The following is a 21,835-nucleotide window of genomic DNA, read 5'->3' on the forward strand; positions in this document are numbered from 1 at the left end:
GGCCCCGTTGCCAGCAAGTCGGCCGGCGCAACAGTGTTACGGGTTGGCGGCCTGGGGTGCCAGCCCTTGCCCAGGCATACGGGGCACCGAACAGGTCAGCTTCAGCAGATGTCGTCCCGATGGCGCGTCATGCGGGGTGTGGCGATCCTGCGGACCTGCTTGCCGGACAATCTGGTAACGGCCGGCGGGCCGCCGGTGCGGTGGCTCCACGACGGCGGCGATGTTGTAGATGACCTTGGTTGCGCGCCTCTGCTCCGTGGTTCGCCCAAGCTCACTGGCGCCGCGGGGTGAGGGCCGCGAAGGTCGGGAGGCGAAGGGCCTGGGCAAGCGCGTGGCGCCAGTCGCCGAGGGGGTCGAGCCCGGCGGCACCCCATCGGTCGTGGCCGAGCACGCTGTAGGCGGGGCGCCGAGCAGTACGGGGAAAGGCTGAGGAGTTCGTCGGCCTGATGCGGTCCGGGTCAAAGCCGCTCAGTCTGTAAACCGCCCGAGCCAGGCCGAGCCAGGTGGTGCTTCCGCTCGCGGTGCCGTGGTAGACGCCGGCCGGGGCACGCCCGGCGAGGGCGGCCTGTCCGAGCTCCGCCAGTTTCTGAGCCAGGGCGTACGACCAAGTGGGTTGGCCGTGCTGGTCGTCGACCACATCCAGGGTGTCGCGACGGGCAGCGAGCTTGAGCATGGTGGCAACGAAGTTCGGCCCGTGCTCGCCGTACAGCCAGGCGGTGCGGATGGTGTAGCCGTTCTTGGGGAGCAGTTCGGCGACGGCCCGCTCGCCGATCAGCTTGGAACGCCCGTACGCGTTGACCGGGCCGGTGGGCGCGGACTCGGCGTACGGCTCGGTGGCGTCTCCGGGGAGTACGTAGTCGGTGGAGACGTGCAGCAGACGGGAGCCAACCCCCGCACAGGCGGCGGCGAGGTGGCGGACGCCGGTGCCGTTGACGGCGGTGGCTGCTTCCTCGGCCGCCTCGGCGCCGTCCACGTCGGTCCAGGCCGCGCAGTTGACGACCACGTCGTGACCACGGACCGACTTGAGGACGGCGTCCGGGTCGACGATGTCGAGATCGGCCCGGGTGAGTGCCGTGACCTTCTCGCCACAGTGGGCCAGGACCGAGCACAGGTCCTGGCCGAGCATCCCGCCCGCGCCCGTTACCAGCCAGCGTGTGTCGCTCATGGGCCAACCCTGCGGTGCCCGGCTTGAGCCCAGCTCGACCCCCGCCGGACGCGGGGCCGGGAACGCAGATTCGAGCGGGATTCAAGTAATGCGTGAGACGCCGTTGAAACGGTATCGGCGAAGGCTTTTTCTGTGGGGAGGTGAACCAGAATTCGATGACGATCACCAAGCCCGTCGGGGGCGAATCGGCAACCCTGCGCGACTGTCTGGCGCGCTGGCCCAGTGGCGTCGCCGTAGTGACCACCGTGGACCAGGACGGAGCCAGACGGGGATTCACTGCGACGGCCTTCTCGTCCCTTTCGGCGAGACCGCCCCTGGTGCTGGTCTGCCTCGACCGGAGCGCTGACTGCCACCCCGCCTTCGACGGCGCCGAGGCGATGGCAGTTCACTTGCTCCGGGACGACCAGGCACAGCTGGCGACGCGATTCGCTACCAAGGCCGCGGACAAGTACGAGGACTTGTCGTCCACTCCTGGGCTGAGCCGCGTGCCGCTCTTGGACGACGTACTCGCGCGCCTCGAATGCGAGTTGGTCAACCGGTTCGACGGCGGCGACCACGTGATCCTGGTGGGACTGGTCCGACGCTCCGAAGTGTTCCCCGGCGAGCCGCTGGTCTACTGCGGTCGCCTCTTTCGCTCCCTGCCTCCCGAAGAAAGTTCAGTGTGAGCTACGGGATTTCAATCCGAGGAGCAGCGTCGAGTTGTCCTCAAGCGGCAGCCGGGAGCATTCCTCCCAGCTTCGAGGAAGGAATTGTCATATGTCCAGTCGCATCGTGATCACTGGAATCGGGGTGCGCGCACCGGGGGCATCCGGAACCAAAGAGTTCTGGGACCTGCTGAGTTCGGGCCGCACCGCGACCCGCCGTATCAGTTTCTTCGATCCCTCGCCCTACCGCTCTCAGGTGGCCGGGGAATGCGACTTCGATCCCGAGTCCGAAGGGCTGAGTGCGAGGGAGATCCGGCGCATGGACCGGGCCACGCAGTTCGCCGTCGCGTGCGCCGACGACGCGATCGTGGACAGCGGTCTGGAGGTGAACCGCCTCGACCCGCATCGGGTCGGCGTGAGCCTGGGAAGTGCGGTGGCCGCCTCCACCAGCCTGGATGTCGAGTACCAGATCCTGTCCGACGCGGGGCGGCGCTGGACGGTGAGCCCTGAATACCTGTCACCGCACATGTTCGACTACCTCACGCCAGGTGTGATGCCCGCCGAGTTGGCCTGGCGGATCGGAGCCGAAGGCCCCGTGACGATGGTCTCCAACGGCTGCACCTCCGGGCTCGACGCGGTCGGCAACGCCGTGCAGGTGATCCGCGATGGTGCGGCCGACATCATGCTGGCCGGAGCAACCGACACCCCGATCACCCCGATCGTCGTCGCCTGCTTCGACGCAATCAAGGCCACCACCACGTACAACAACGACCCTGAGCACGCGTCGCGTCCCTTCGACGCGTCCCGCAACGGGTTCGTACTGGCCGAGGGCTCGGCCATGTTCGTGCTGGAGACGCTTGAGCACGCCACCAACCGGGGCGCGCACATCTACGCCGAGGTGAGCGGCTATGCCACCCGTAGCAACGCGTACCACATGACCGGCCTGAAGAAGGACGGCCGCGAGATGGCCGAGGCGATAGGCGCCGCACTGGCCGAGGCGAGGAAGAACCCGGAGGATCTCGACTACATCAACGCCCACGGCTCGGGCACCAAGCAGAACGACTGGCACGAGACGGCCGCCCTGAAGCGCAGCCTCGGACTCCACGCCTACGAAACGCCGGTCAGCTCGATCAAGTCGATGGTCGGTCACTCGCTGGGCGCCATCGGCTCCGTTGAAATCGCCGCCAGCCTGCTGGCGATCGAGAACAACGTCGTACCCCCGACTGCCAACCTGCACGAGGCCGACCCCGAGTGCGACCTCGACTACGTACCGGTCACGGCCCGTGAACGCCGGGTGGACACCGTGCTGAGTGTGGGCAGCGGCTTCGGTGGATTCCAAAGCGCAATCGTGCTGAACCGGCCAGGAGGAACACGATGACAACCGCTGTGGTGACAGGGCTCGGTGTGGTGGCCCCCAACGGGCTGGGCACCGAGGATTTCTGGAAAGCCACCTTGGACGGGCGCGACGGAATCGGACAGATCACCCGGTTTGACCCCGCTCCGTATGCCGCCAAGCGAGCCGGAGAGGTGCTGGACTTCGACTCCAGTGAGCACATCTCCGTGCGGTTGCTTCCGCAGACCGACATCTCCACCCGGTTTGCCCTGGCCGCCGCCGACTGGGCGCTCGTGGACGCCGAGGTGAAGCCGTCGGCGCACATCGACTACGACATGTCAGTGGTGACCTCAAACGCCTTCGGCGGCTTCGAGTTCACCCACCGGGAGCTCAGGAAACTGTGGTCCAAGGGGCCGGAGCACGTGAGTGTCTACGAGTCGTTCGCCTGGTTCTACGCGGTCAACACCGGGCAGATCTCCATCCGGCATGGAATGCGCGGGCCCAGCAAGGCGCTTGTAGCCGAACAGGCGGGCGGCCTGGACGCGATCGGCCACGCCCGGCGCACCATCCGTCAAGGCGTCGGTCTGGTCGTCACCGGCGGCGTGGACTCCGCCCTCGACCCGTGGGGTTGGGCCGCCCAGCTTTCCGGCGGCCGGGTAAGTGCGACCGCCTACCAGCCGTTCGATGTGAACGCCAGCGGCTACATCCCAGGCGAGGGCGGCGCGATCCTCGTCGTCGAGGAGTTGGCGGCGGCTCGCCGCCGCGGAACCGGACAGGTTTACGGCGCGATCACCGGGTATGCCTCCACCTTCGACCCGGCCCCTGGTTCCTCGCGCCCGCCGGCGCTGCGCCGGGCCATCGAACTGGCGCTGGCAGATGCCGGATTGACCCCCACGCAGGTGGACGTGGTCTTCGCCGACGCGGCCGGTGACAGCGCGCTCGACCTGCAGGAGGCCGAGGCGCTCTCGGCCGTCTTCGGACCGTCCGGCGTCCCGGTGACCGCGCCCAAGGCGCTCACGGGCCGCCTCTACTCCGGCGGCGGGCCACTGGACGTGGTCGCCGCTCTGCTGTCCATCCGAGACAGCGTGATCCCCGCCACAGCCAACGTCGACGAGGTCCCCGCCGACTACCGGATCGACCTGGTCCGCGGTGAGCCGCGCTACCAGACCGTGTCGCACGCCCTCGTGCTGGCCCGGGGCAAGTGGGGATTCAACGCGGCGATCGTCATCAGCGCCCTGGGCGACTGAACGACGTGTCACAACTACGACTCGGGATTGAGGAATCACTGATGCGCAAGGCAATCACGACCGACGACCTCCGCCACATCCTCGCCAGGTGCGTGGGAATCGAGGAGGACGGTGAGCTGGAGGGGGAGATCCTCGACCAGACCTTCGAGGCCCTCGGCTACGACTCGCTGGCCCTGATGGAGACGGCCGCCGTGCTCCAGCGGGAGTTCGGCGTCGTGATCCCAGATGACGAGCTCTTCAACACCGACACTCCGCGGGCACTGCTCGACCGGGCCAACCGCGCTGTTGCCAACGCGGGTTGAGTGTTCCACCGCACGCGCGGCCGAAGCCGACAGACACCTTTCCGCGTCACGGGGCGTCCGTCGGCCTCGGCCGTACCAGCGGTCAGCCCACGGGTCACCATCCCCCGGAGGTGTGCGGGGCGCTCAGCAGGAAGTCGAGGCTGCCTGATGAGAGGTCGGCGGCGTTCTCCAGCAGCTCCTGGTGCAGTTTCTGCAGACGGCGCGAGGGCTCGACGCCCAACTCCCGGATCAGACTGGCGCGGAGGTCCCGGAAGACGGTCAGTGCCCTCCAAACCGCGCCCGAGCGCTGCAGGGCGATCATGAGCATGGCGCAGAAGTTCTCGTGGATCGGGTTCTGGGCGACCAGCATCTGCAGTTCGGGAATGAGAATGGAGTGCTTGCCGAGGAGTAGGTCAGCGACGATGCGTCGTTCGTGCACCCGCATCCGGCTCTCCTCCAGGCCGATGGACTCCATGTGGAGTATCCGTCCGATCGGTACGTCCACCAGCGCCGGACCGCGCCACAGGGCCAACGCCCGGGTGAGCAGGAGCGAGGCTGTGGCGGCATCGCCCGCCGCCAGCGCGGCGTCACCCTCGGTCGACAGTCGCTCGAACTCACGCAGATCCGTGGAGCTCGGATCTGCCATCAGCTGGTACCCGTTGAAGTGGGTGACGATTAAGTCCTTGGCGTCCCAGCCGGAAGCCGCGTGCAGGGACAATGTGATCAGCCGTCGCAGCTGCAGGATGTAGGTCTGCAGCGTGCAGGCGCTGCTGCGCGGGATATCGTTTCCCCAGACCTCGTCGACCAAGGTCGATACCGGGATGACCCGGCCGCAGCGAAGAGCGAGCAGAGCGAGAAGCTGCCTCGGCTTTCTCGCAGTGGGTACGATGGACTTTCCATTGACACTCACCGTCATCGGCCCGAGCAGACCGATTTCCAACTCTTCGATGCACCGCGGTCTGGTGGATGTGAGTGCCACAGATTTTGCGAGTGCTACATAGTTCTGGCTAATTGTTCTCATTCCCCGTTAACTTTCCAGATCGTGCGCGCATTGCTGTCTGTAGGGCGTACGTATCTGTCCGTTGTTTTTGATCATATGCACGCGCAGACGGCATGTCCACCGCCGAAGATCCGGGCACGCTCGATCGTGGATATACCGCTGTTCCAGCGCCCTCGCGGAGGCTGTGCCGGACCGCACAGACACGGATGAGGGGAGCCACCCGGTCATGGCATGTACTCTGAGGACGCTCTTCGTAGCTGCGGGAAGCCCGGCCACAGTCTTCGCTCTCGCCCCACTCGCGACGGCGGCGCGCAACGCCGGCCATGAGGTCTTCGTGGCGGCCACCGAGGACATGATGCCGGTCGTCGTCGGGGCGGGACTGCCCGGGGTGGCCGCCGCCCCCGGGCGGATGCGCGACTACATGTTCGCAACCCGCGACGGTGTCCCGCTCGACCTGCCCACGGACACCACGACGCGGCTGTACTTCGGCGGCCGCGGCTTCGGGCGGCTGGCGGCCGACAGTCTGACGTCCCTGCGCGCGCTGAGCCGGAGCTGGCGTCCGGATGTCGTCGTCGGCGGCACGCTTTCCTTCGCCGCCGGTCTGCTCGCCGCCGAGTTGGGAGTGCCATACGTACGGCACGCATGGGACATGGGCGAGCCGGTCGAGATGGACCGCGGGGCGGAAGCGGAACTCTCGCCGGAGCTGGCCTGGCTCGGCTTGGACCGGCTCCCCGAGCCGGAGCTATGGATCCACATCTGCCCGCCGCGCATGCTCGCCCCGGACGCGGCGCCCGGTGCGATGATGCGCTTCGTGCCCACCGGCCAACAGCGGCAGTTGGAGCCGTGGATGTACACCGCTGCCGTCAAGCCGCGAATCTGCGTCACGGCAGGCAGCCGGGTCAGCCCCGAGCAGGATCTCGACTTCCTGGAAGGGCTGGTGGGCGAGGTCGGGGAGCTCGACGTGGAACTGGTCATCGCCGCACCGGACGAGGTCGCAGCGGCTCTGGCCGCGTCACGGCCCCAGGTGCGAGCTGGCTGGCTGCCCCTGGGCACCGTGCTGCGCACCTGCGACGTGCTGGTGCACTCGGGTGGCGGCCAGACCGCGCTCTCCGCGATGCAGGCGGGCGTCCCGCAGCTGGTGGTGCCGAACATGCCCAAGCTGGTGTCGCATTCGCGTCGGCTCTCCGAGTTCGGCGCGGCCATCACGCTGCTTCCCGGGCAGGACACCCCCGAAGCCATCGCCGCCGCCTGCAGTCAGCTGCTGTCGACGCCGTCCTACACCGAGCGGTCTCAGGAGTTGGCCGCCGACATCGCCGCGCTTCCCAAGCCGACCGAAGTCCTCGCCTTGGTGGAGCAGTTGACGGCGGCCTGAGCCCCTTCAGCCGTCCAGGCCGGCCGCCCGACGGATGTCGGCCAACAGGTCGGCCTGGGCCAGACACTCAGCCGATGAGGGAGTCCCGGTTCGCACCGCCGAGACGAAGGCGGACAGCGCGTTGGCGACCTGGTCGTCCGGCGGCAGCGGGCACGACCGGGTGCCCGCTCGGGACTCGATGAGGATCTGCGGTACATGGTCCGCAGGCGGGGTGAAGGCGCGGTCGACGAGAATGCGGCCGGTGCTGCCGGACAGCTCGTAACGGGAACGGTAGGCATGCTCCATACCGAAGGTCAGGTGTGCCGTGACACCGCCGGGGCCCCGCAGCAGCACGGCCCCGGCGGTGTCTACCCGGCGGCCGGATGGGCGTTCGAGGACCGCTCCCCTGACCTCCAGCTCCCCCTGCAGGAAGTGCACGGCCGCGCGCACCGGGTACACCCCGACGTCGTAGAGGCTTCCGCCGCCGAGTTCGGGCTGGTGGCGGATGTCGTCGTCGGGCAGTGCTGGGATGGTGAAGGTCGCGTCCAGGGAAAGGAGTTCGCCGATCTCGCCCTGCGCCACCAGTCGGCGGACCACCGCATGCTGGGCATGGTGGACGAACATGACATTCTCCATGAGCACTAGTTCGCGGGCGCGGGCCTGGCCGATGAGCTCGCGGGTGCGGGCCGGTTCCGTGGTGAGCGGTTTCTCGGCGAGCACGTGTTTGCCGGCCGCCAGCGCCGCCTTGACCCACGGCGCGTGCAGGGCCGCGGGCAGCGGAACGTAGACGGCCTGCACGCTGTCGTCCGCCAGCAGCGCGTCGTACCCGACGACCGGACGGCAGTCGAACAGCCGGGCCGTCTCGGCCGCCTTGGCTGCGTCCCGGCTGGCAACGGCCGTGACCTCGATGAGGGGATGCGCCTTCATAGCGGGCAGCATGCGGCGCCGGGCGATCTCCGCGCAGCCCATGACTCCGACTCTCAGCACCTGGGGCACTCCGTGGTTGAGGGGACAGGCATGACCACTCAACCATCGCGGCGGGGACTCGACGCCTGCTCGAAGGACGGCGGAAGCCGACCACGCCCGAGCGCCGCGTTGCCGGGAGTCGAGTGAACCACGAGCGCGAAGAGCAACTGTCGTAGGCGATCAGGCGTGGATACGGAGGTGGGACACGATGAGTGATTCTCCGCGGGGCGGATGGACGGCAGACGCCTTCACCGGGGTCGCCGAGGCGTTCGAGGCGAACTTCGCCGCAGGCGCCGAGGTGGGCGCCGCGGTGTGCGTCTATCACCGCGGCGAGCCGGTGGTCGACCTGTGGGGTGGATTCGCGGACGAGGGAGGTGCGGATGCGTGGCGTTCCGACACCCTGGGGGTGCTCGCCTCGCCGACCAAGGCGCTGGTCGCGGTTTCGGCGCTGCGGTTGGTGGACCAGGGGCTGCTCGACCTCGATGCTCCGGTGGCCGACCACTGGCCGGAGTTCGCGGCACACGGCAAGGCGGGGATCACCCTGCGGATGGTACTCAGCCACCGCTCCGGTGTGGTGTGCCTGGACCATGCCCCGATCACCAACGAGGCCATGCGCACCCACCTGCCGATCGCCGAGGCACTGGCCGAGGCACGGCCGGAGTGGGAGCCGGACACCGCGCACGGATACCACGGGATCACCTTCGGCTACCTGGTCAGCGAGCTGCTGCGGCGACGCACCGGCCTCACCGTCGGCAGGTACTTCGCCACGGAGATCGCCGAGCCGCTGGGGCTGGAGTGCTATATCGGTGTACCCGACCCGGACCGCGCGCACCTGGCGACGATGTTCCAGTCCAAGGCCGAGGCGCTCTTCGCGGGCGACGACCGCGAGTTGGCCGCCTTTCTCGACCGGAGCACACTGACCTACCGGGCGATGATGGGCAGCCTGGAGCTGGACGTGGCGGCACTCGAACCGGCATGGGAGGACCCCTCCTACGGCGGGCGTGCCAGCGCCCGGTCTCTCGCCCGCTTCATGGCAGCGTTGATCGGCGAGGTCGACGGAGCACGGCTGCTGAGCCCGGCCATCGTCACGGAGATGACCCGGATGCACTCCAAGGGCCACTGCCTGGTGACGCAGACGCCGTGCAACTGGGGCCTGGGCGTGCAGCTTCCCGACCATCCGGTCTTCCCGGCCTCGGCCGGGCTGACCACCGCCTTCGGCCTCAGCGCCGCCAACGGTTCCTACATCTTCGCCGACCCCGAGCACGATCTGGCCTTCGGCTACATGCAGAACGCCGGCTCCCCGGTGATGGGTACGTTGGACAACCGACCCCGTCGGCTCATCGAAGCGGTCTACCGCTGTACCGGGACGCTTCGGTAACCGCTCAACGGTGAGAAGGCCGCCGGGCCTGATCCCCACCGCCCGGGGGCGGTGGGGATCAGGCCCGGCGTGAGGTCGTTCGATGGGCCGTCAGCCGTCGAGACCCAGCGCGCTGGTGGTGTAGGCGGCCGCGCCGGGCCCCGGTTGCAGCACCACGTGGCCCGCAGCGGAGTTGGCGTCGCGCCACAGCCGCTGCAGGGGGTGGTACACGCTGTGTCCGGTGGTACCCGAAGCCCGGAACAGCTGGTTGACCGCGGTCACCAGGAGGTCCGCCGCAAGGATGCAGTCGCGCTGGTTGCGGGCTCTCTCCAAGGGCGTCGCTTCAGTTCCCCGGTCAGCGACGCGGGCGGCCCGCTCCAGGAGCAGCCGAGCCGCGTCGACGGTGCCGGAGGTGCGGGCGAGGGTCTCCTCGTAGAAGCCGCGGGCAGGACCGGGCTGCTTGGCCGACCAAGTGCGGATCTTCTGCTCGGCGTAGGACGACCACAGGTCGAGCGTGCCCTCGGCGGCGCCGAGGATGGGCAGGGTGAAGAAGAGGCCGTTCACCGTCGTCAGGGGAACGCTGTGGCAGCGCGGCGCGGAGGAGGAGGCGGTGCCTTCGAGTAGCTCCGCGAGCGGGAAGCTCAGGCTGGCGGGCACGTAGACGTCCTCGGCGATGAGGGTGTCGCTTCCGGTGGCCCGCATCCCCACATCCGACCAGGTCCGCTTCACCCGGTAGTCGGCGCGGGGGATGGCGAAGAGACGCGGCTCGTACCCCGTCCCGGACTTCGCCACACCGCATACCAGCGCCCAGTCGGAGTGGGCGACGGCAGAGATGTACGGCCACGTCCCGGACAGCAGCCAACCGTCCCGCTCGGCATGGGCCCGGCCGATCGGGGACACCCCTCCGACGACCAGGACGTCGGGCCCGTCCTGCCAAACCTGCTTGCGGCCCTCCTCCGGCAAGTAGCCGACCATCCTGGCCATGCTCGCCGCGAGTGACGCACACCACGCCGCCGCCGGACACTTCGCACCGATCACGGCGACGGCGGCGCTCAACGCCGCGAAGGTGCCGTCCGCTCCGCCGTACTGGCTTCCCACGAAGTGGCGTCCAAAGCCCGCGGCCATGATCGCATCCAGCACTTCAGGGCTCAGCTGCCGTTCCTCCTCAGCGCGTTCGGCGTGATGGGCCGCGAGCGTCGCGACGTCGTGCGCGGCCCGCGCTATCCCTGATTCGGGCGAAGTAAGTTCGGGCATCTCTGGCCTCCTGGGCTCGGCTTCAACGCCGATGGTGCGCCCGGCTGTTCGCAGCGAGCTAGAACTCCGCTTGAGCTGGTGGCGCCTGGGGCGCGCTAGGAAAGCATTCAAGTGAGCCTCAAGGTGCCCCTCACAGTCTGAGCGTTGGTGGCGCCAGCCAGTCGAGGACATGGTCCCGCCGAGAACGGTGCGCGCGGGGAAGGGGACCATACGGCCGCTTGGACAGCTCCAGACATCACATCTGAATAGCAATGGAATCGATCCGCTGTGTGCACCCTGCAGCGGCTTCCTAGGGGGAATTGAAATTATTCAGAACGCAGTGGCGCCGCAGCCTGTCAGTGCGCCGGACGAGCAGACGATGGAAATCCACGTGTTGGGGCCGGTCAGAGTCCGGATCGGCGACCAGTCCATCGTCCCCACCGCGGGTAAGCCGAAGCAGGTCCTCACCCTGTTGGCCCTGCGCTGCGGGCGAGTCGTGCCGGTGTCGACGCTTATGGAGGAGATCTGGGGCGACAAGGTGCCGCGCAGCGGTACCACGACGCTCCAGACCTACATCCTGCAACTGCGCAAGCTCATCGCCAGGTCCCTCCCGGCTGGATGCCAGCTGAGCGCGAAGGATCTACTGGTCACCCACTTCAACGGCTACCAACTGGCCATCACACCGAGCGCGTACGACCTGCGTGAGTTCGAGCGGCTGACGGTCGAGGGCGACGCCGCCCTTGCAGCCGGGGACGCGGAGACCGCCTCCCGCCAGCTGGGCCGCGCACTGGAGTTGTGGAGCGGGTCGGCTCTGATGGACGTGCCTGCCGGACAGGTCCTGGAGATGGAGGCGATGGGCATGGAGGAGGCCCGGATGCGGGCCCAGGAGCTGCGGATCATCGCCGACTTGCAGTTGGGCAGGCACGCCATGCTGATCCCCGAGCTGCGGATGCTCGTCGCCCAGTGCCCGATGCACGAGAACTTCTGCGCCATGTTGATGATCGCGCTGCAGCGCTCGGGCGCGCCTTGGCGGGCGCTGCAGGTCTTCCGCAACCTCCGGCAGATCTTGATCGGCGAGCTCGGCGTCGAACCCTCCAGTCGGTTGCAACGACTCCACCAGGCGGTGCTGTCGAACGTCCCGGATCTGCCGCTCGCCGCCTACGACCTGGCCTGAACCGCGTGGCCGTTAGTGCCGGTCCCCCCCGTTACGTCAAGGAGGCTTTCGTGTCCTCAGCAACCAAAGAGCCAGTTCTGCAGGAGGTGGCCGCCGATGTCTTCGCCTACCTCCAGCCGGAAGGCGGTTGGTGTGTCAACAACGCCGGTCTCGTCGCATCCGGCGCATCGGTCGCAGTGATCGACACCGCCGCGACGGAGGCGCGTACCCGCCGTCTTCGCCAGCAGGTGCTCGCCGGCGGCCGTCCGGCTCCGTTCGCCCTGGTCAACACGCACTCCCACGGTGACCACACCTTCGGGAACTTCCTCTTCCCCGAGGCCACCGTGATCGCCCACGTCAACGCCCGTCACGAGATGGCCCGGGCCGGGCTGCACCTGACCGAGCTCTGGCCGGATGTGGCGTGGGGCGACGTCGAGGTGAGGTTGCCCACGGTCACCTACCAGGACCGGTTGACGCTGCATGTCGGTGAGTTGACCGCTGAACTCCTGCACTTCGGGCTGGCGCACACCGCCAACGACACCGTTGTCTGGATTCCGGAGCGGAAAGTGCTGTTTACCGGCGACATCGTGATGTCCGGGTTCACTCCGTTCGTACCGCTCGGCTCGATCTCCGGTTCGCTGAACGCGATCCAGCAGCTGCGCGGCCTCGGTGCCACGACCGTGGTGACCGGGCACGGCCCGGTGGCGGGGCCCGAGGTCTTCGATGTGGCGGAAGCGTACCTGCGGTGGGTGCAGCAGCTGGCCGCAGAAGGGATCGCCGCGGGCCTGGCACCGCTTGCGGTGGCACGCGAGGCCGGGCTCGGCCAGTTCGCGGAGCTCGGTGAGCCGGAGCGGCTGGTGGCCAACCTGCATCGCGCCTACGCCGAGCGACGCGCCCCGGAGGCCGAATTCGACTTCGGTGTCCTGCTCAAGGAGATGGGCGTCATCTTCGGCGAGATGATGGACTACCACGGCGGATCGCTGACCTGCTGCGCCTGAGCTGTCCGCGACAGGGACAGGGCCCTCGCTCACCAGCGAGGGCCCTGTCCCTGTCGGTCGAGCGCGTCACGCACCGAGGCTGTCCCACATCGCCGTCATGGACTCGGCCACGGTGAACCGTGGCCGCCAGCCCAGCACCGAGGTGGCCAGGGATATGTCGGCTCTGGTCCAGTCACCGCCGTGGCTGTGCACCACACCGCCGGTCTCCCTGACGGTGTCAGCGGGGAGGCCAGCCGCCCGCAGCAACTCCCCTACCAGGGTTCGGACACCGACGGCGGTGCCACTGCCGATGTTCAGCAGGTGCGGCGCCTCGGGGAGCAGCGCCGCGCGCACGATCGCCTCTGCCGCGTCCCGGACGTCGACGTAGTCCCGTCGCGCGTCGGAGATGGTCAGCTCGATCCCGGCGGACAGGTCGGTGTCGTGCAGGCGCCGGGCCAGCGAGCCCAGAAACGTCTCCGCGGCGGGGTACGGGCCAAGGGTGTTGGCCAGCCGGACGACCACACCATCGACCCCGTCCGGCCCTGCGGCATCGAGCACCGTCTCGGAGGCGGCGAGCTTCACGCGCGCGTAAAGGCTGTCCGGCGCGGGCGGCAACTCCTCGTGGATCGCACTCCCCTCGGGCACCGGACCGTACTCGTGCAGCGTGCCGACGTGCACCAGACGCGGACGGTTCGGCAGCCGGCGCAGTGCGTCGACGACGTGTTCGACGGGCCGGACGTTCAGCAGTCGCATCTCCGCGTCGGTCGGGCCCCAACCGGTGAAGGCGTCGACAACCGTGTCGATGCCCTGGCGGGTGAGGAACGCTGCCAGCTCGGCGCCGCCGGTCGCGACCAGGTCGAGCGGCACGAAGCGGTACGGCGCCGCGTGCGGCGCCGGCTTGCGGGCGACAACGATCACCTCGTGGCCCTGCGCAGCGAAGGTGGCGCAGACGTGCCTGCCCACCGAGCCGGTGCCGCCCAGCACCGCCACTCGCCTGGGCCGGGGCGGCGTCATGCCCCCACCTGCTGGTCAACGCACTCCTCGTATTTCGGGAGCAGTCCCTTTTCCAGAGCCTCGTTCAGGCTCATCGCGACGCGGTCCCGGTCGGAGACGATGAACTCGATCTCCTTTGGCCAGGGCAGGGCGAGCGTGGGGTCGAACGGGTCGATCGCCTGCTCCAGCTCCGGTACGTAGCTGGTCGACATCAGGTAGGACATCATGGTGTCGTCCTCCAGCGCCAGGAAGGTGTGACCGACCCCGATCGGCAGGTAGACGGCGCGGAACGATTGGGCGTCGAGCTCGACGCAGTCCCACTTACCGAACGTGGGCGAGCCGACGCGTATGTCCACGACGAAGTCGAGCGCCCGCCCATGGGCGCAGTAGACGTACTTGGCCTGTCCGGGCGGTGCCGTGGTGAAGTGAATGCCACGCAGCACCCCGCGGGACGAATGGCTGAGGTTGGTCTGGGCCACGTGGAATTCGTGGCCGATGCGGGACCGGAAGAGGGAGCCCTGCATCGGTGACACGAACACCCCACGCCTGTCGGGAAAGAGCTCCGGGGTGAATTCGTAACTTCCCGGTACGGCGAGCTCGCGCACATGCATGACGCATTCCTTGACTGTTGGCCGATGGCTGGTGAGAGACTTCGTACCGATGCTGCCAGAGAATCACCGCGTGCGGTACGGGAAATGATAGCGAGTCATTCCCTCTCAAGTGATTCGCAGTTGACGGTCGAGTGGTTCCTGTTCGCCTTTCGAGTATTTTTCCAACCAGCTCAGGCACGGTTTGTCTCCGGAACTGTGCCGGCGAGAGGAAACTTATTCGATGCGTGTCCTATTCTGCGCTTTCCCTGCGACGGCGCATGTGCATCCCATAGTCCCGTTGGCCTGGGCGTTGCAGAACGCCGGACACGAGGTGCGCGTCGCCATCCATCCCGGTGCGGCGCATCTGGTGACCGAGGCCGGGCTTGCCCCGGTCCCGGTCGGCGCGGCACTCACCGAGGTCATTGAGTGGAACGACAACTTCGAGAAGCTGGACACACTCACCGACTTCCTGTCGGTGGATGCCGCGCACGACGACGGCTGGGTCCACAAGTGGGCCGGCATGACCCGGATGCTGGCCGGGTTCTCGCCGATGCTGGAAGATCTCGTGGACTTCTGTCAGACCTGGCTGCCGGATCTGGTGCTGTGGGATCCCTTCTGCGTGCCGGCCGCCGTGGCCGCCACGGTCACCGGAGCCGCGCAGGCGCGGTTTCTGTGGGGCCAGGACAACATCGGCTGGCTGCACGCGCGGTCGCGCGAGCGGCTGGCGCAGCAGAACGCCGGGCTGGAGGAGGACCCGGTGACCGCCTTGATGCGGCCGATGCTGGAGCCGTACGGTCTCGCCTACCGCGAGGAGCTGGTGCTCGGCCAGTGGTCCATCGACACCGCACCAGCGCCGCTTCGGCTGCCGATTGACCTCTCGTACGAGCCGATCCGGCGGGTCCCCTACAACGGCAATCGGACTCCCCCCGCCTGGGCGCACAAGCGACCGGAGCGCCCCCGGGTGTGCCTGTCACTGGGCATGGGGGGCCGTGGCCGACAGCTCTTCCGCGAGGCCGGGGTCTCCTTCGCGGACATCGTCGCCGCTCTGTCCGGGCTGGACATCGAGCTGGTGGCGACGCTTCACGCAGAGCAGTTGGCCACCGTGCGCGAGGTACCGGAGAACGTACGGCTCGTGGAGTACGTGCCGCTGAACTACCTGTTGCCCAACTGCTCGGCCCTGATTCACCACGGCGGAGGCGGGACCTTCGCCGCGGCCGTAGCGCACCGGGTGCCGCAGCTGGTCACGCCGTTGGCGATGTGGGGCGAGGTGAGCACCGCGCAGTACGTCGCGGACAGCGGCGCCGGGCTCATGCTCGAACCGAAGGAGCTCACCGTCGAGTCACTACGGCAGGGAGTGGAGCGGCTGGTTTCAGAGCCCGCGTTCCGGGCCGGCGCGGAGCAGTTGCACGCACAGATGCGTTCCATGCCGAGCCCGGACGAGGTGGTCCGGAGGCTGGAGGCGCTCACCGCCCAGCACCGTGATCAGCGTCGCGCGCTGACGTTGTAGATACCGAGTTCCGGCCACATGTAGGGAGCGCGGGCGCTGCGGACGCTCAGTCCGCGCTCCCGCAGGAGCCGTTCCACGGCGTCCCGTTCGCCGCCCACCTCGATCAGCAGTGCGCCGATCCTGGGCCAGTCGTCCTCGGCGATGCCGTGGAGGACATCCAGCTCGGCCCCCTCGACGTCGACCTTCACCAGGTCGATCCGGCCGGTCGGGGCGATCCGGCCGAGGGCCTGCGAGAATGGTTCCACCTCGACGGTGATGCGCGCGGTCGCGAAGAGCGCTGCCGCCTTTTCCTCACCCACGTGGCGCGCCATCAGCCGCTGCTGCGCGACCAGTTCCTCGGGATGGAGGGTGGAGTTCCCAGCGAGCCTCGGGACGTGCGTGAAGCCCGCAGCAGCGGCCGGCTGCGCACCCATGCAGGACTGGCGGACCACGACGTCGTCCGCGAAGCCGTGCAGCGCCAGGTTGCGCCGCAGCAGCCGGACGTTGCCCGGCACCGGCTCGAAGGCGATCACCCGCGCCTGCGGATACCTGCGCTTGACGAAGAGGCTGAACAGTCCGATGCCCGCTCCGACGTCGACCACGACGGGCGCTTGCGAGAGGTCGAAGCAGTAGCTGTCGTCCTCGAAGATCTCCCGGTAGCCGAAGCGTGCGGTGGCCTCGTCGTCGGTGTAGCACCAGAACCCCTCAGCCAGATTGATCAGTTGGATGCCGTCGTCGGCCATGCGATCCCTTTCTCGGGGCGGTGCTTTCCGGGAGAGACGAGGAGCCCGGCCGGGGCCGGGCTCCCTCCTGGGCTACTCGGGCCGGGGGACGGCGACCGCGTTGTACGCCGTGGTCGGCGTCGGCGGAAGCGGGAACCGCGAGTTGGTCAGGTACAGCCGGTCGCGGTAGGGCGCGACTGCGCTCGGCGTGTCGAAACGCGGGTCGGTGATACGGCGGACAAGGTCGCCGCTGGCGCCGTCCGGAGAGAGCCGGACAACCGCGAGGTCCGTCTGGGACGGCGCGTACATCGTGCGGTCGCTGACGGCGATCCCATTGGTGGTGGGGAACTTCGCACCGCCGACGGGGACCCGGCGGGCGTCGCCGGTCCGGGGGTCGACCCGGAACAGGGTGCCGCCGTCGACGTACTGGTTGATGACCAGCAGGGCCCGGCCGTCGGGGCTCGCCGCGATCCCGGCCCCAGTGATCTGCCAGTGGTTCTGGCTCTGCTGCCACTCGCCGGTCAACGGCAGCGTGACGATCCCGTCCTGCTCGGGCAGTGTGCCACCCGGGCCGAACGGCACGCCGAACAGCACCCCGTTGAAACCGTCGGTGAACCACGCCGCCTCCGGCGTGACGGTTGCGAGGTTGACGCAGGTGCTGGCGGTCCCCAGCCCCTCGTACGTCTTGAGAACGGCCCCGGTCAGGCCGTCCATGACGGTGATGGTCCGTCCCCAGCCGCCTCCGATGAACAGCCGCCCGAAGCGGTCCAGACCGAGCCCGATCGCGTTGTGGCCCGAGCCGAGGCCCTGGAAGATGAACTCCCCCTGGCCGGTGGCGAGGTTGGCCCGGTAGATCGCGGCGGTGAGCAGCGAACCGAAAAAGGCGAAGGGGAGCCTGCCGATCGCCAAGGCGTCCGGGTGGAGGCCGTCGGGCAGATTCAGGGTGGTCGGCCACTGCGTCTGCCGGTGGTGTTCTGCCGCCCATGTCGGGGTCGCCGCGGCACCGACCACCGCCGCGCCGCCCACAGCTGCCCCTAGGCCGAGGAAACCCCGACGGGTCAGCGCCTTCTTCTGCATGCCGCTTCTCCTCCTCCGAATCGACCGCCACAGGGCGGTGGCCGCACGGTCGCAGACCGGGCCGGAGAACGGCTTGAGCGGCCCTGTCGCGGGCTGAAGCGGGGTTCAAGCCGTGGTGTAGCCCGCCTCGGGAAACTGTGAATCCTTGCCACCAGCCGAGAGTGAGTGTCTGCAATGGACAGGACCGCCTTCCTCTTCCCCGGTCAAGGCTCGCAACGAGTCGGCATGGGGCTCGATCTGATACGGCGTTGGCCGAAACTGACCCAGGCGTACTACCACCGCGCCGACGAGTTGCTCGGGTTCGAGTTGTCCCGACTCTGCTGGCAGGGCCCGGCCCAGGAGCTGCGGCAGATGCCGGTCACCCAGCCCGCCGTGGTGTTGACCAGCGTGGTGGCGCTGGAGGTGCTGCGCGCGCACGGCATAGTCCCGGACCTCGCGGCCGGGCACAGCCTCGGCGAGTTCAGCGCCCTGGTCTGCGCTGACGTCCTCGACTGGACCGACGCCCTCCGGCTCGTCAGGCTACGCGGTGAGCTGATGATGTCGGCCAACGAGCGGGTGCCGGGCAAGATGGCGGCGGTGGTCGGCCTCGACCTGGCGACCGTGGAGGAGATGTGCGCCAAGGCCGCCGCCGCTTCCGGGGAGGTCGTGGAGGTGGCCAACCACAACGACTTCACCCAGGTGGTGATCTCCGGCCAGACGGCTGGGGTGGACGCGCTCGCCGAACTGGTCTGGCAGGCGGGCGCCGACCGCGTCGTGGTGTTGGAGATCGGCGGCGCTGCGCACTGCACGCTCCTCGGCGGCATCGAGGACGAGTTCGCCGCGGCCTTGGAGGAGGTGGAGTTCCGCGATCCGGTGATCCCGGTGGTCTCCAGCTTCAGCGCGGCGCCGGTGACCGACGGAGCCGAGGCTCGCGCCTGCCTGCGCCGTCAGCTCACCGGGCGGGTCAACTGGACCGGCACGGCGCTGCGGTTGGCGGCCGAAGGCGCGGGTCGCCTGGTGGAGGTGGGTCCTGGCAAGGTCCTCGGTGGCCTCTGCCGCCGGATCACTCCAGGGGTGGCCACCCACCGGACCGACAACGAGGAACAGCTGGATCTCACCCTGGCCTCCCTGGCCGACCGGGGTCGTTGACCCGCTGCCCCCACGGCGAAGGGGCGTTCCCCGGACCAGAACCGGTGGAACGCCCCTTCGCTAACGGCCGGTCAGTAGTTGCCCAAGCCGCCGCAGACGTTCAGCGCTTGGGCGGTCACCGCGTCACTGCCAGGGCCAACCAGATAGGCCACCATTGCGGCCACCTCCTCGGGCACGACGTAGCGGCCGATCGGCACCCGGGCGCTCACCCGCTCGTGCACCTCGTCGGCCGAGACCTTCCACAGTCCGGAGTAGACCTCTCGCACTCGCTCGGCCATCGGCGTCTCGACGAAGCCCGGGCACACCGCGTTCACTGTCACACCTGTCTTTGCCAGCTCCAGGCCGAGTGCTTTGCTGAACCCCACCACGCCGTGCTTGGCGGCCGAGTACGGGGCACCGTTAACGACCCCCTGCTTGCCGCCCGTGGAGGCGATGTTGATGATCCGTCCCCAACCGCGGTCCAGTATGCCGCCGTTGTTGAGAACCTCCTTGGTCACCAGGAAGACGCTGTTCAGATTGGTGTTGATCACGTCCAGCCACAGCTCGTCAGGGATCTCCTTGGTGATCCCGCCGCCGGAACGGCCCGCGTTGTTCACCAGGATGTCCACCGGCCCGAACCGCTCCATGGCGGCCCGGACGTACGAGCGGACGTCCTCGCGCGAGGTCACGTCGCAGGCCTGCCCGTCGACGTCGAGACCCTCGTCCTGAAGGGACTTGACGGTCTGTGCCAGGACCTCCTCACGTCGGGCGCACAGGTAGACCCGAGCACCGTCCCGGGCCAGGCGCCGGGTGATCTCCAGTCCGATTCCGCTGGTGGCGCCGGTCACCAGGGCCACCGGTGGGGTCGCGGTCATGATTGCTCCTTAGGTGAGCGCCGCTCGACGCTCGAGTAGACGGCTTGGACCAGCCGGTAGGCGCGGTCGTCGATGCTGCCCAGTTCCCGGGAGCCGGAGTTCTGGACGTAGGCGAAGGCGAGGTCGTACCGCGGATCGGCGAAGGTGAACGTGCCGTTGGCGCCGTCGAAGCCGAACGCGGTGGTCAGCCCGGCTGAGGCCGGGAAGGTCGGACTGTCGGGCAGCATGAACCCCAGCCCCCAGGCGGTGGACATCATGGTGATGCGGCACGGGCCCTGCGCGTGCACCCGGCCGATCTGCGCGGAGGTCTCCGGGCTGACCAGCCGGAAGCCGTCTACCTCACCGAGAAGCGCGGCATACAGCCGGGCCAGGGACTGGGCACTGGCCCAGCCTCCGTAGGAGGGGTCCTCCGCCACCAGGTCCGGTTCCGGGTAGAGGGCCATGCTGGCGACCGTCGAGCGGTGAGTGAGCGAGCCGGGGTTGCCGAGCTCGACCAGCATCGCGATGGCATCGCCGGGGTCACCCCCCGACATCACGTCCTCGGCCTTGGACTGGATCATGGTGGCCAGGTGTACCGCGCCCAGGTCAGGAAGGCCGATGTAGCAGTCGAGGCCCAGCGGCGTGGCGATCTCGTCGGCGAAGAACGCGCCGACCGTACGGCCGGTTCGCCTGCGGACCAGTTCACTGACCAGGTACCCGTAGGTCACGGCGTGGTAGCCGTGCGCGGTGTCCGGCTCCCACTCCGGCCGCGCCACGGCGAGGGCCTCGGCGATCGGAGTGTGCCGGTGCATGTAGTCCGCGGTGATCGGGTCGTGGTCCAGGCAGACCACGCCGGAGCGGTGGCTCATCACCATCCGCAGCGTGATCTTCTCCTTGCCGTGCGCGGCGAACTCCGGCCAGTGGTCGGCGATCGGCCGGTCCAGCTCCAGTACGCCGCGGTCCACCAGGAGCAGCGCCGCACTGGAGACCAAGGCCTTGGTCGGCGAGGCAAGCACTCCCAGGGACGACGGCCGCCACGGGTCGGTCCGATCGGGATCGGCGAAGCCGCCCCAGAGGTCCACCACAGGCCTGCCGCGGTGGTAGACGCACACGGCGGCGCCTATCTCCTCACCGGCGGCGAAGTGGCCATGGAAGACCCGCGCCACCTCAGCGAAGGCGCTGTCCCAGGAGCCGCCCCGCGGGACCGCGCTGCTCTCACTCATGAGCCGGCTTCCCGGCGTGGGCGAGCGTGCTGCGGCTGTTGCGGCCCAACGCGGTGCGGATGTACTCCCGTGCGTCGGCGAGCGTCTTCCCGGCTCCCAACACCTCAGCAACGGCCACCGGATTGATCGCGACGGTGTGCTCCGCAGTCACGAGCACCTCGTCGCCCGCCCCAGCCAGCTCCCATCGTCCGCTGTGGCCGAAGAGCAGCCTCGGCGGCATCAGCTGCTTGTAGACGATCAGCTGCCCGGGCACGCACACCCGCACCGAGTGGGTGCTGTGCGTGGAGCCGTCCGCAGTGACCGTCTCCATCACCATGTCCTGGATGTTGGGCTCGTCCTCCTTCAGCACCACGCGCTGCACGTGCGGCAGCCGCTGCGGCCACAGGTCCGAGCGGTGGAGGAAGTCGTAGACCTCGGCGGCCGACCTCTTCAGGGCCACCGTGTCCGTGAAGGAGAAAACCAACTCGTCGATCGGGTGTCCCAGTTCGGCGATGCGCGTGAGTGCCTCAAGCTCCACCGCGCTGTTGCGGTCAAGTGCCGAGGTGATCCAGCTGATCGTCTCCGGGGCGTCGTCGACGGCGGTGAACTCGTGGAGCAGCACGATCTCGGTCCCGCCGTCGGGCAACGGCCGGAAGTGCCACTCGCCGCCCATGCTCGCGATGGGAGAGGCACTCTCCTCCTGGTCGAAGCGGATCCACAGCGCGTCAGGGTCGAGTTCGCGCCGGGAGACCCAGGACTTCACCTCGCCGTTCACCTGGGCCCACAGCCGGAACCGCTCGGTGCTCTGGCCGCGTCCCAGGTGCTGGGCGTAGACGCTCGGCCCGAAGATGGCGGGCCAGCGCGTGACGTCGGCAGCCAGCTCGTAGAGGGTCTGGGCCGACGCCATCGAGTACCTGAGGTGCTCGGTGCGCCGCAGTTCCGGCTGCCCGCCCCTCGCGGTCGGCGTGCGGTGCTGGCCACCGCCGGGGATGCTGCTCATCGTTTTCCTCTCCTCCGGGGCGCGGCGATCGAACGCACGGCCGCAGTTGATGGCCGCGCCGATCTGCTGCGGCTTCCCGGTGGGGAGGCTGGCAGCG

The 21,835-nt window shown here is 68.7% G+C and carries 21 protein-coding genes; 10 read left to right on the forward strand and 11 right to left on the reverse strand.

Going from position 1 to position 21,835, the window contains the following annotated elements:
• Positions 1 to 271: 271 nt before the first annotated feature.
• Positions 272 to 1,165 (reverse strand): dTDP-4-dehydrorhamnose reductase, encoded by an 894-nt coding sequence (gene rfbD / locus P2L57_RS12390; protein WP_275812733.1) that lies wholly within the window; start codon positions 1,163 to 1,165, stop codon positions 272 to 274.
• A 155-nt stretch (positions 1,166 to 1,320) separates the two neighbouring features.
• Between rfbD and P2L57_RS12395 the strand changes: the two genes are divergently transcribed.
• The 4 genes from P2L57_RS12395 to P2L57_RS12410 all read left to right on the forward strand — a co-directional run bounded on the left by P2L57_RS12395 (position 1,321) and on the right by P2L57_RS12410 (position 4,691).
• Positions 1,321 to 1,830, forward strand: coding sequence for a flavin reductase family protein (locus tag P2L57_RS12395; RefSeq protein ID WP_275812736.1), 510 nt, complete (start codon positions 1,321 to 1,323; stop codon positions 1,828 to 1,830).
• A gap of 91 nt (positions 1,831 to 1,921) precedes the next feature.
• Positions 1,922 to 3,187 (forward strand): beta-ketoacyl-[acyl-carrier-protein] synthase family protein, encoded by a 1,266-nt coding sequence (locus P2L57_RS12400; protein WP_275812739.1) that lies wholly within the window; start codon positions 1,922 to 1,924, stop codon positions 3,185 to 3,187.
• Positions 3,184 to 4,389: a ketosynthase chain-length factor gene (locus P2L57_RS12405; protein WP_275812742.1), complete on the forward strand. Its 1,206-nt coding sequence runs from the start codon at positions 3,184 to 3,186 to the stop codon at positions 4,387 to 4,389. The genes P2L57_RS12400 and P2L57_RS12405 overlap by 4 nt, the downstream gene beginning before the upstream one ends.
• A 41-nt stretch (positions 4,390 to 4,430) precedes the next feature.
• Positions 4,431 to 4,691, forward strand: coding sequence for an acyl carrier protein (locus P2L57_RS12410; RefSeq protein ID WP_275812745.1), 261 nt, complete (start codon positions 4,431 to 4,433; stop codon positions 4,689 to 4,691).
• A gap of 94 nt (positions 4,692 to 4,785) precedes the next feature.
• Here P2L57_RS12410 and P2L57_RS12415 read toward each other — a convergent pair whose 3' ends face one another.
• Positions 4,786 to 5,586, reverse strand: coding sequence for an AfsR/SARP family transcriptional regulator (locus P2L57_RS12415; protein ID WP_308292456.1), 801 nt, complete (start codon positions 5,584 to 5,586; stop codon positions 4,786 to 4,788).
• 310 nt (positions 5,587 to 5,896) lie between these two features.
• Between P2L57_RS12415 and P2L57_RS12420 the strand changes: the two genes are divergently transcribed.
• A complete protein-coding gene (locus tag P2L57_RS12420) occupies positions 5,897 to 7,042 on the forward strand; it encodes a glycosyltransferase (protein WP_275812748.1) in 1,146 nt (381 codons plus the stop codon).
• A gap of 6 nt (positions 7,043 to 7,048) precedes the next feature.
• Here P2L57_RS12420 and P2L57_RS12425 read toward each other — a convergent pair whose 3' ends face one another.
• Positions 7,049 to 8,005: a Gfo/Idh/MocA family protein gene (locus P2L57_RS12425; RefSeq protein ID WP_275812946.1), complete on the reverse strand. Its 957-nt coding sequence runs from the start codon at positions 8,003 to 8,005 to the stop codon at positions 7,049 to 7,051.
• Between the two features lie 190 nt (positions 8,006 to 8,195).
• On the opposite strand from P2L57_RS12425, the gene P2L57_RS12430 reads away from it, so the two are divergent.
• A complete protein-coding gene (locus P2L57_RS12430; protein ID WP_275812750.1) occupies positions 8,196 to 9,365 on the forward strand; it encodes a serine hydrolase domain-containing protein in 1,170 nt (389 codons plus the stop codon).
• Between the two features lie 90 nt (positions 9,366 to 9,455).
• Here the strand turns inward: P2L57_RS12430 and P2L57_RS12435 are convergent, their stop codons facing one another.
• Positions 9,456 to 10,598 carry an acyl-CoA dehydrogenase family protein gene (locus P2L57_RS12435; RefSeq protein ID WP_275812753.1) on the reverse strand — a complete coding sequence of 381 codons (1,143 nt, stop codon included), beginning with the start codon at positions 10,596 to 10,598 and terminating at the stop codon, positions 9,456 to 9,458.
• Positions 10,599 to 10,917: 319 nt separating this feature from the next.
• On the opposite strand from P2L57_RS12435, the gene P2L57_RS12440 reads away from it, so the two are divergent.
• Both P2L57_RS12440 and P2L57_RS12445 read left to right on the forward strand, forming a co-directional pair.
• Positions 10,918 to 11,751, forward strand: coding sequence for an AfsR/SARP family transcriptional regulator (locus P2L57_RS12440; protein WP_308292457.1), 834 nt, complete (start codon positions 10,918 to 10,920; stop codon positions 11,749 to 11,751).
• A 50-nt stretch (positions 11,752 to 11,801) separates the two neighbouring features.
• Positions 11,802 to 12,728 carry an MBL fold metallo-hydrolase gene (locus tag P2L57_RS12445; protein ID WP_275812757.1) on the forward strand — a complete coding sequence of 309 codons (927 nt, stop codon included), beginning with the start codon at positions 11,802 to 11,804 and terminating at the stop codon, positions 12,726 to 12,728.
• A 66-nt stretch (positions 12,729 to 12,794) separates the two neighbouring features.
• On the opposite strand, the gene P2L57_RS12450 is transcribed toward P2L57_RS12445, so the two are convergent.
• Both P2L57_RS12450 and P2L57_RS12455 read right to left on the reverse strand, forming a co-directional pair.
• Complete coding sequence (locus P2L57_RS12450) at positions 12,795 to 13,721, reverse strand: NAD-dependent epimerase/dehydratase family protein (RefSeq protein WP_275812760.1); 927 nt, start codon at positions 13,719 to 13,721, stop codon at positions 12,795 to 12,797.
• A complete protein-coding gene (locus P2L57_RS12455) occupies positions 13,718 to 14,311 on the reverse strand; it encodes a dTDP-4-dehydrorhamnose 3,5-epimerase family protein (protein WP_275812763.1) in 594 nt (197 codons plus the stop codon). Before P2L57_RS12455 ends, P2L57_RS12450 begins: the two co-directional genes overlap by 4 nt.
• Positions 14,312 to 14,531: 220 nt before the next feature.
• On the opposite strand from P2L57_RS12455, the gene P2L57_RS12460 reads away from it, so the two are divergent.
• A complete protein-coding gene (locus P2L57_RS12460) occupies positions 14,532 to 15,797 on the forward strand; it encodes a nucleotide disphospho-sugar-binding domain-containing protein (protein ID WP_275812767.1) in 1,266 nt (421 codons plus the stop codon).
• Here the strand turns inward: P2L57_RS12460 and P2L57_RS12465 are convergent.
• Both P2L57_RS12465 and P2L57_RS12470 read right to left on the reverse strand, forming a co-directional pair.
• Positions 15,773 to 16,519 (reverse strand): FkbM family methyltransferase, encoded by a 747-nt coding sequence (locus tag P2L57_RS12465; RefSeq protein WP_275812770.1) that lies wholly within the window; start codon positions 16,517 to 16,519, stop codon positions 15,773 to 15,775. The genes P2L57_RS12460 and P2L57_RS12465 overlap by 25 nt on opposite strands.
• Positions 16,520 to 16,591: 72 nt before the next feature.
• Positions 16,592 to 17,575 carry a twin-arginine translocation signal domain-containing protein gene (locus tag P2L57_RS12470; protein ID WP_275812773.1) on the reverse strand — a complete coding sequence of 328 codons (984 nt, stop codon included), beginning with the start codon at positions 17,573 to 17,575 and terminating at the stop codon, positions 16,592 to 16,594.
• A gap of 174 nt (positions 17,576 to 17,749) precedes the next feature.
• Here P2L57_RS12470 and fabD point away from each other — a divergent pair, with 174 nt between their 5' ends.
• The gene (gene fabD, locus P2L57_RS12475) at positions 17,750 to 18,703 is read left to right on the forward strand and encodes an ACP S-malonyltransferase (RefSeq protein WP_275812776.1); all 954 of its coding nucleotides are present in this window, start codon (positions 17,750 to 17,752) and stop codon (positions 18,701 to 18,703) included.
• A 71-nt stretch (positions 18,704 to 18,774) separates the two neighbouring features.
• On the opposite strand, the gene P2L57_RS12480 is transcribed toward fabD, so the two are convergent.
• From P2L57_RS12480 to P2L57_RS12490, 3 genes are read right to left on the reverse strand one after another with little or no spacing between them, the layout of a single operon-like run.
• Entirely contained in the window at positions 18,775 to 19,560 is a 786-nt protein-coding gene (locus P2L57_RS12480) for an SDR family NAD(P)-dependent oxidoreductase (protein ID WP_372515692.1), read from the reverse strand.
• Entirely contained in the window at positions 19,554 to 20,759 is a 1,206-nt protein-coding gene (locus tag P2L57_RS12485) for a serine hydrolase domain-containing protein (RefSeq protein ID WP_275812782.1), read from the reverse strand. Before P2L57_RS12485 ends, P2L57_RS12480 begins: the two co-directional genes overlap by 7 nt.
• Positions 20,752 to 21,738 (reverse strand): aromatase/cyclase, encoded by a 987-nt coding sequence (locus tag P2L57_RS12490; protein WP_275812785.1) that lies wholly within the window; start codon positions 21,736 to 21,738, stop codon positions 20,752 to 20,754. Before P2L57_RS12490 ends, P2L57_RS12485 begins: the two co-directional genes overlap by 8 nt.
• Between the last annotated feature and the right edge of the window lie 97 nt (positions 21,739 to 21,835).

It is taken from the genome of Streptantibioticus ferralitis, from assembly GCF_029223525.1.
Lineage (GTDB): Bacteria > Actinomycetota > Actinomycetes > Streptomycetales > Streptomycetaceae > Streptantibioticus_A > Streptantibioticus_A ferralitis.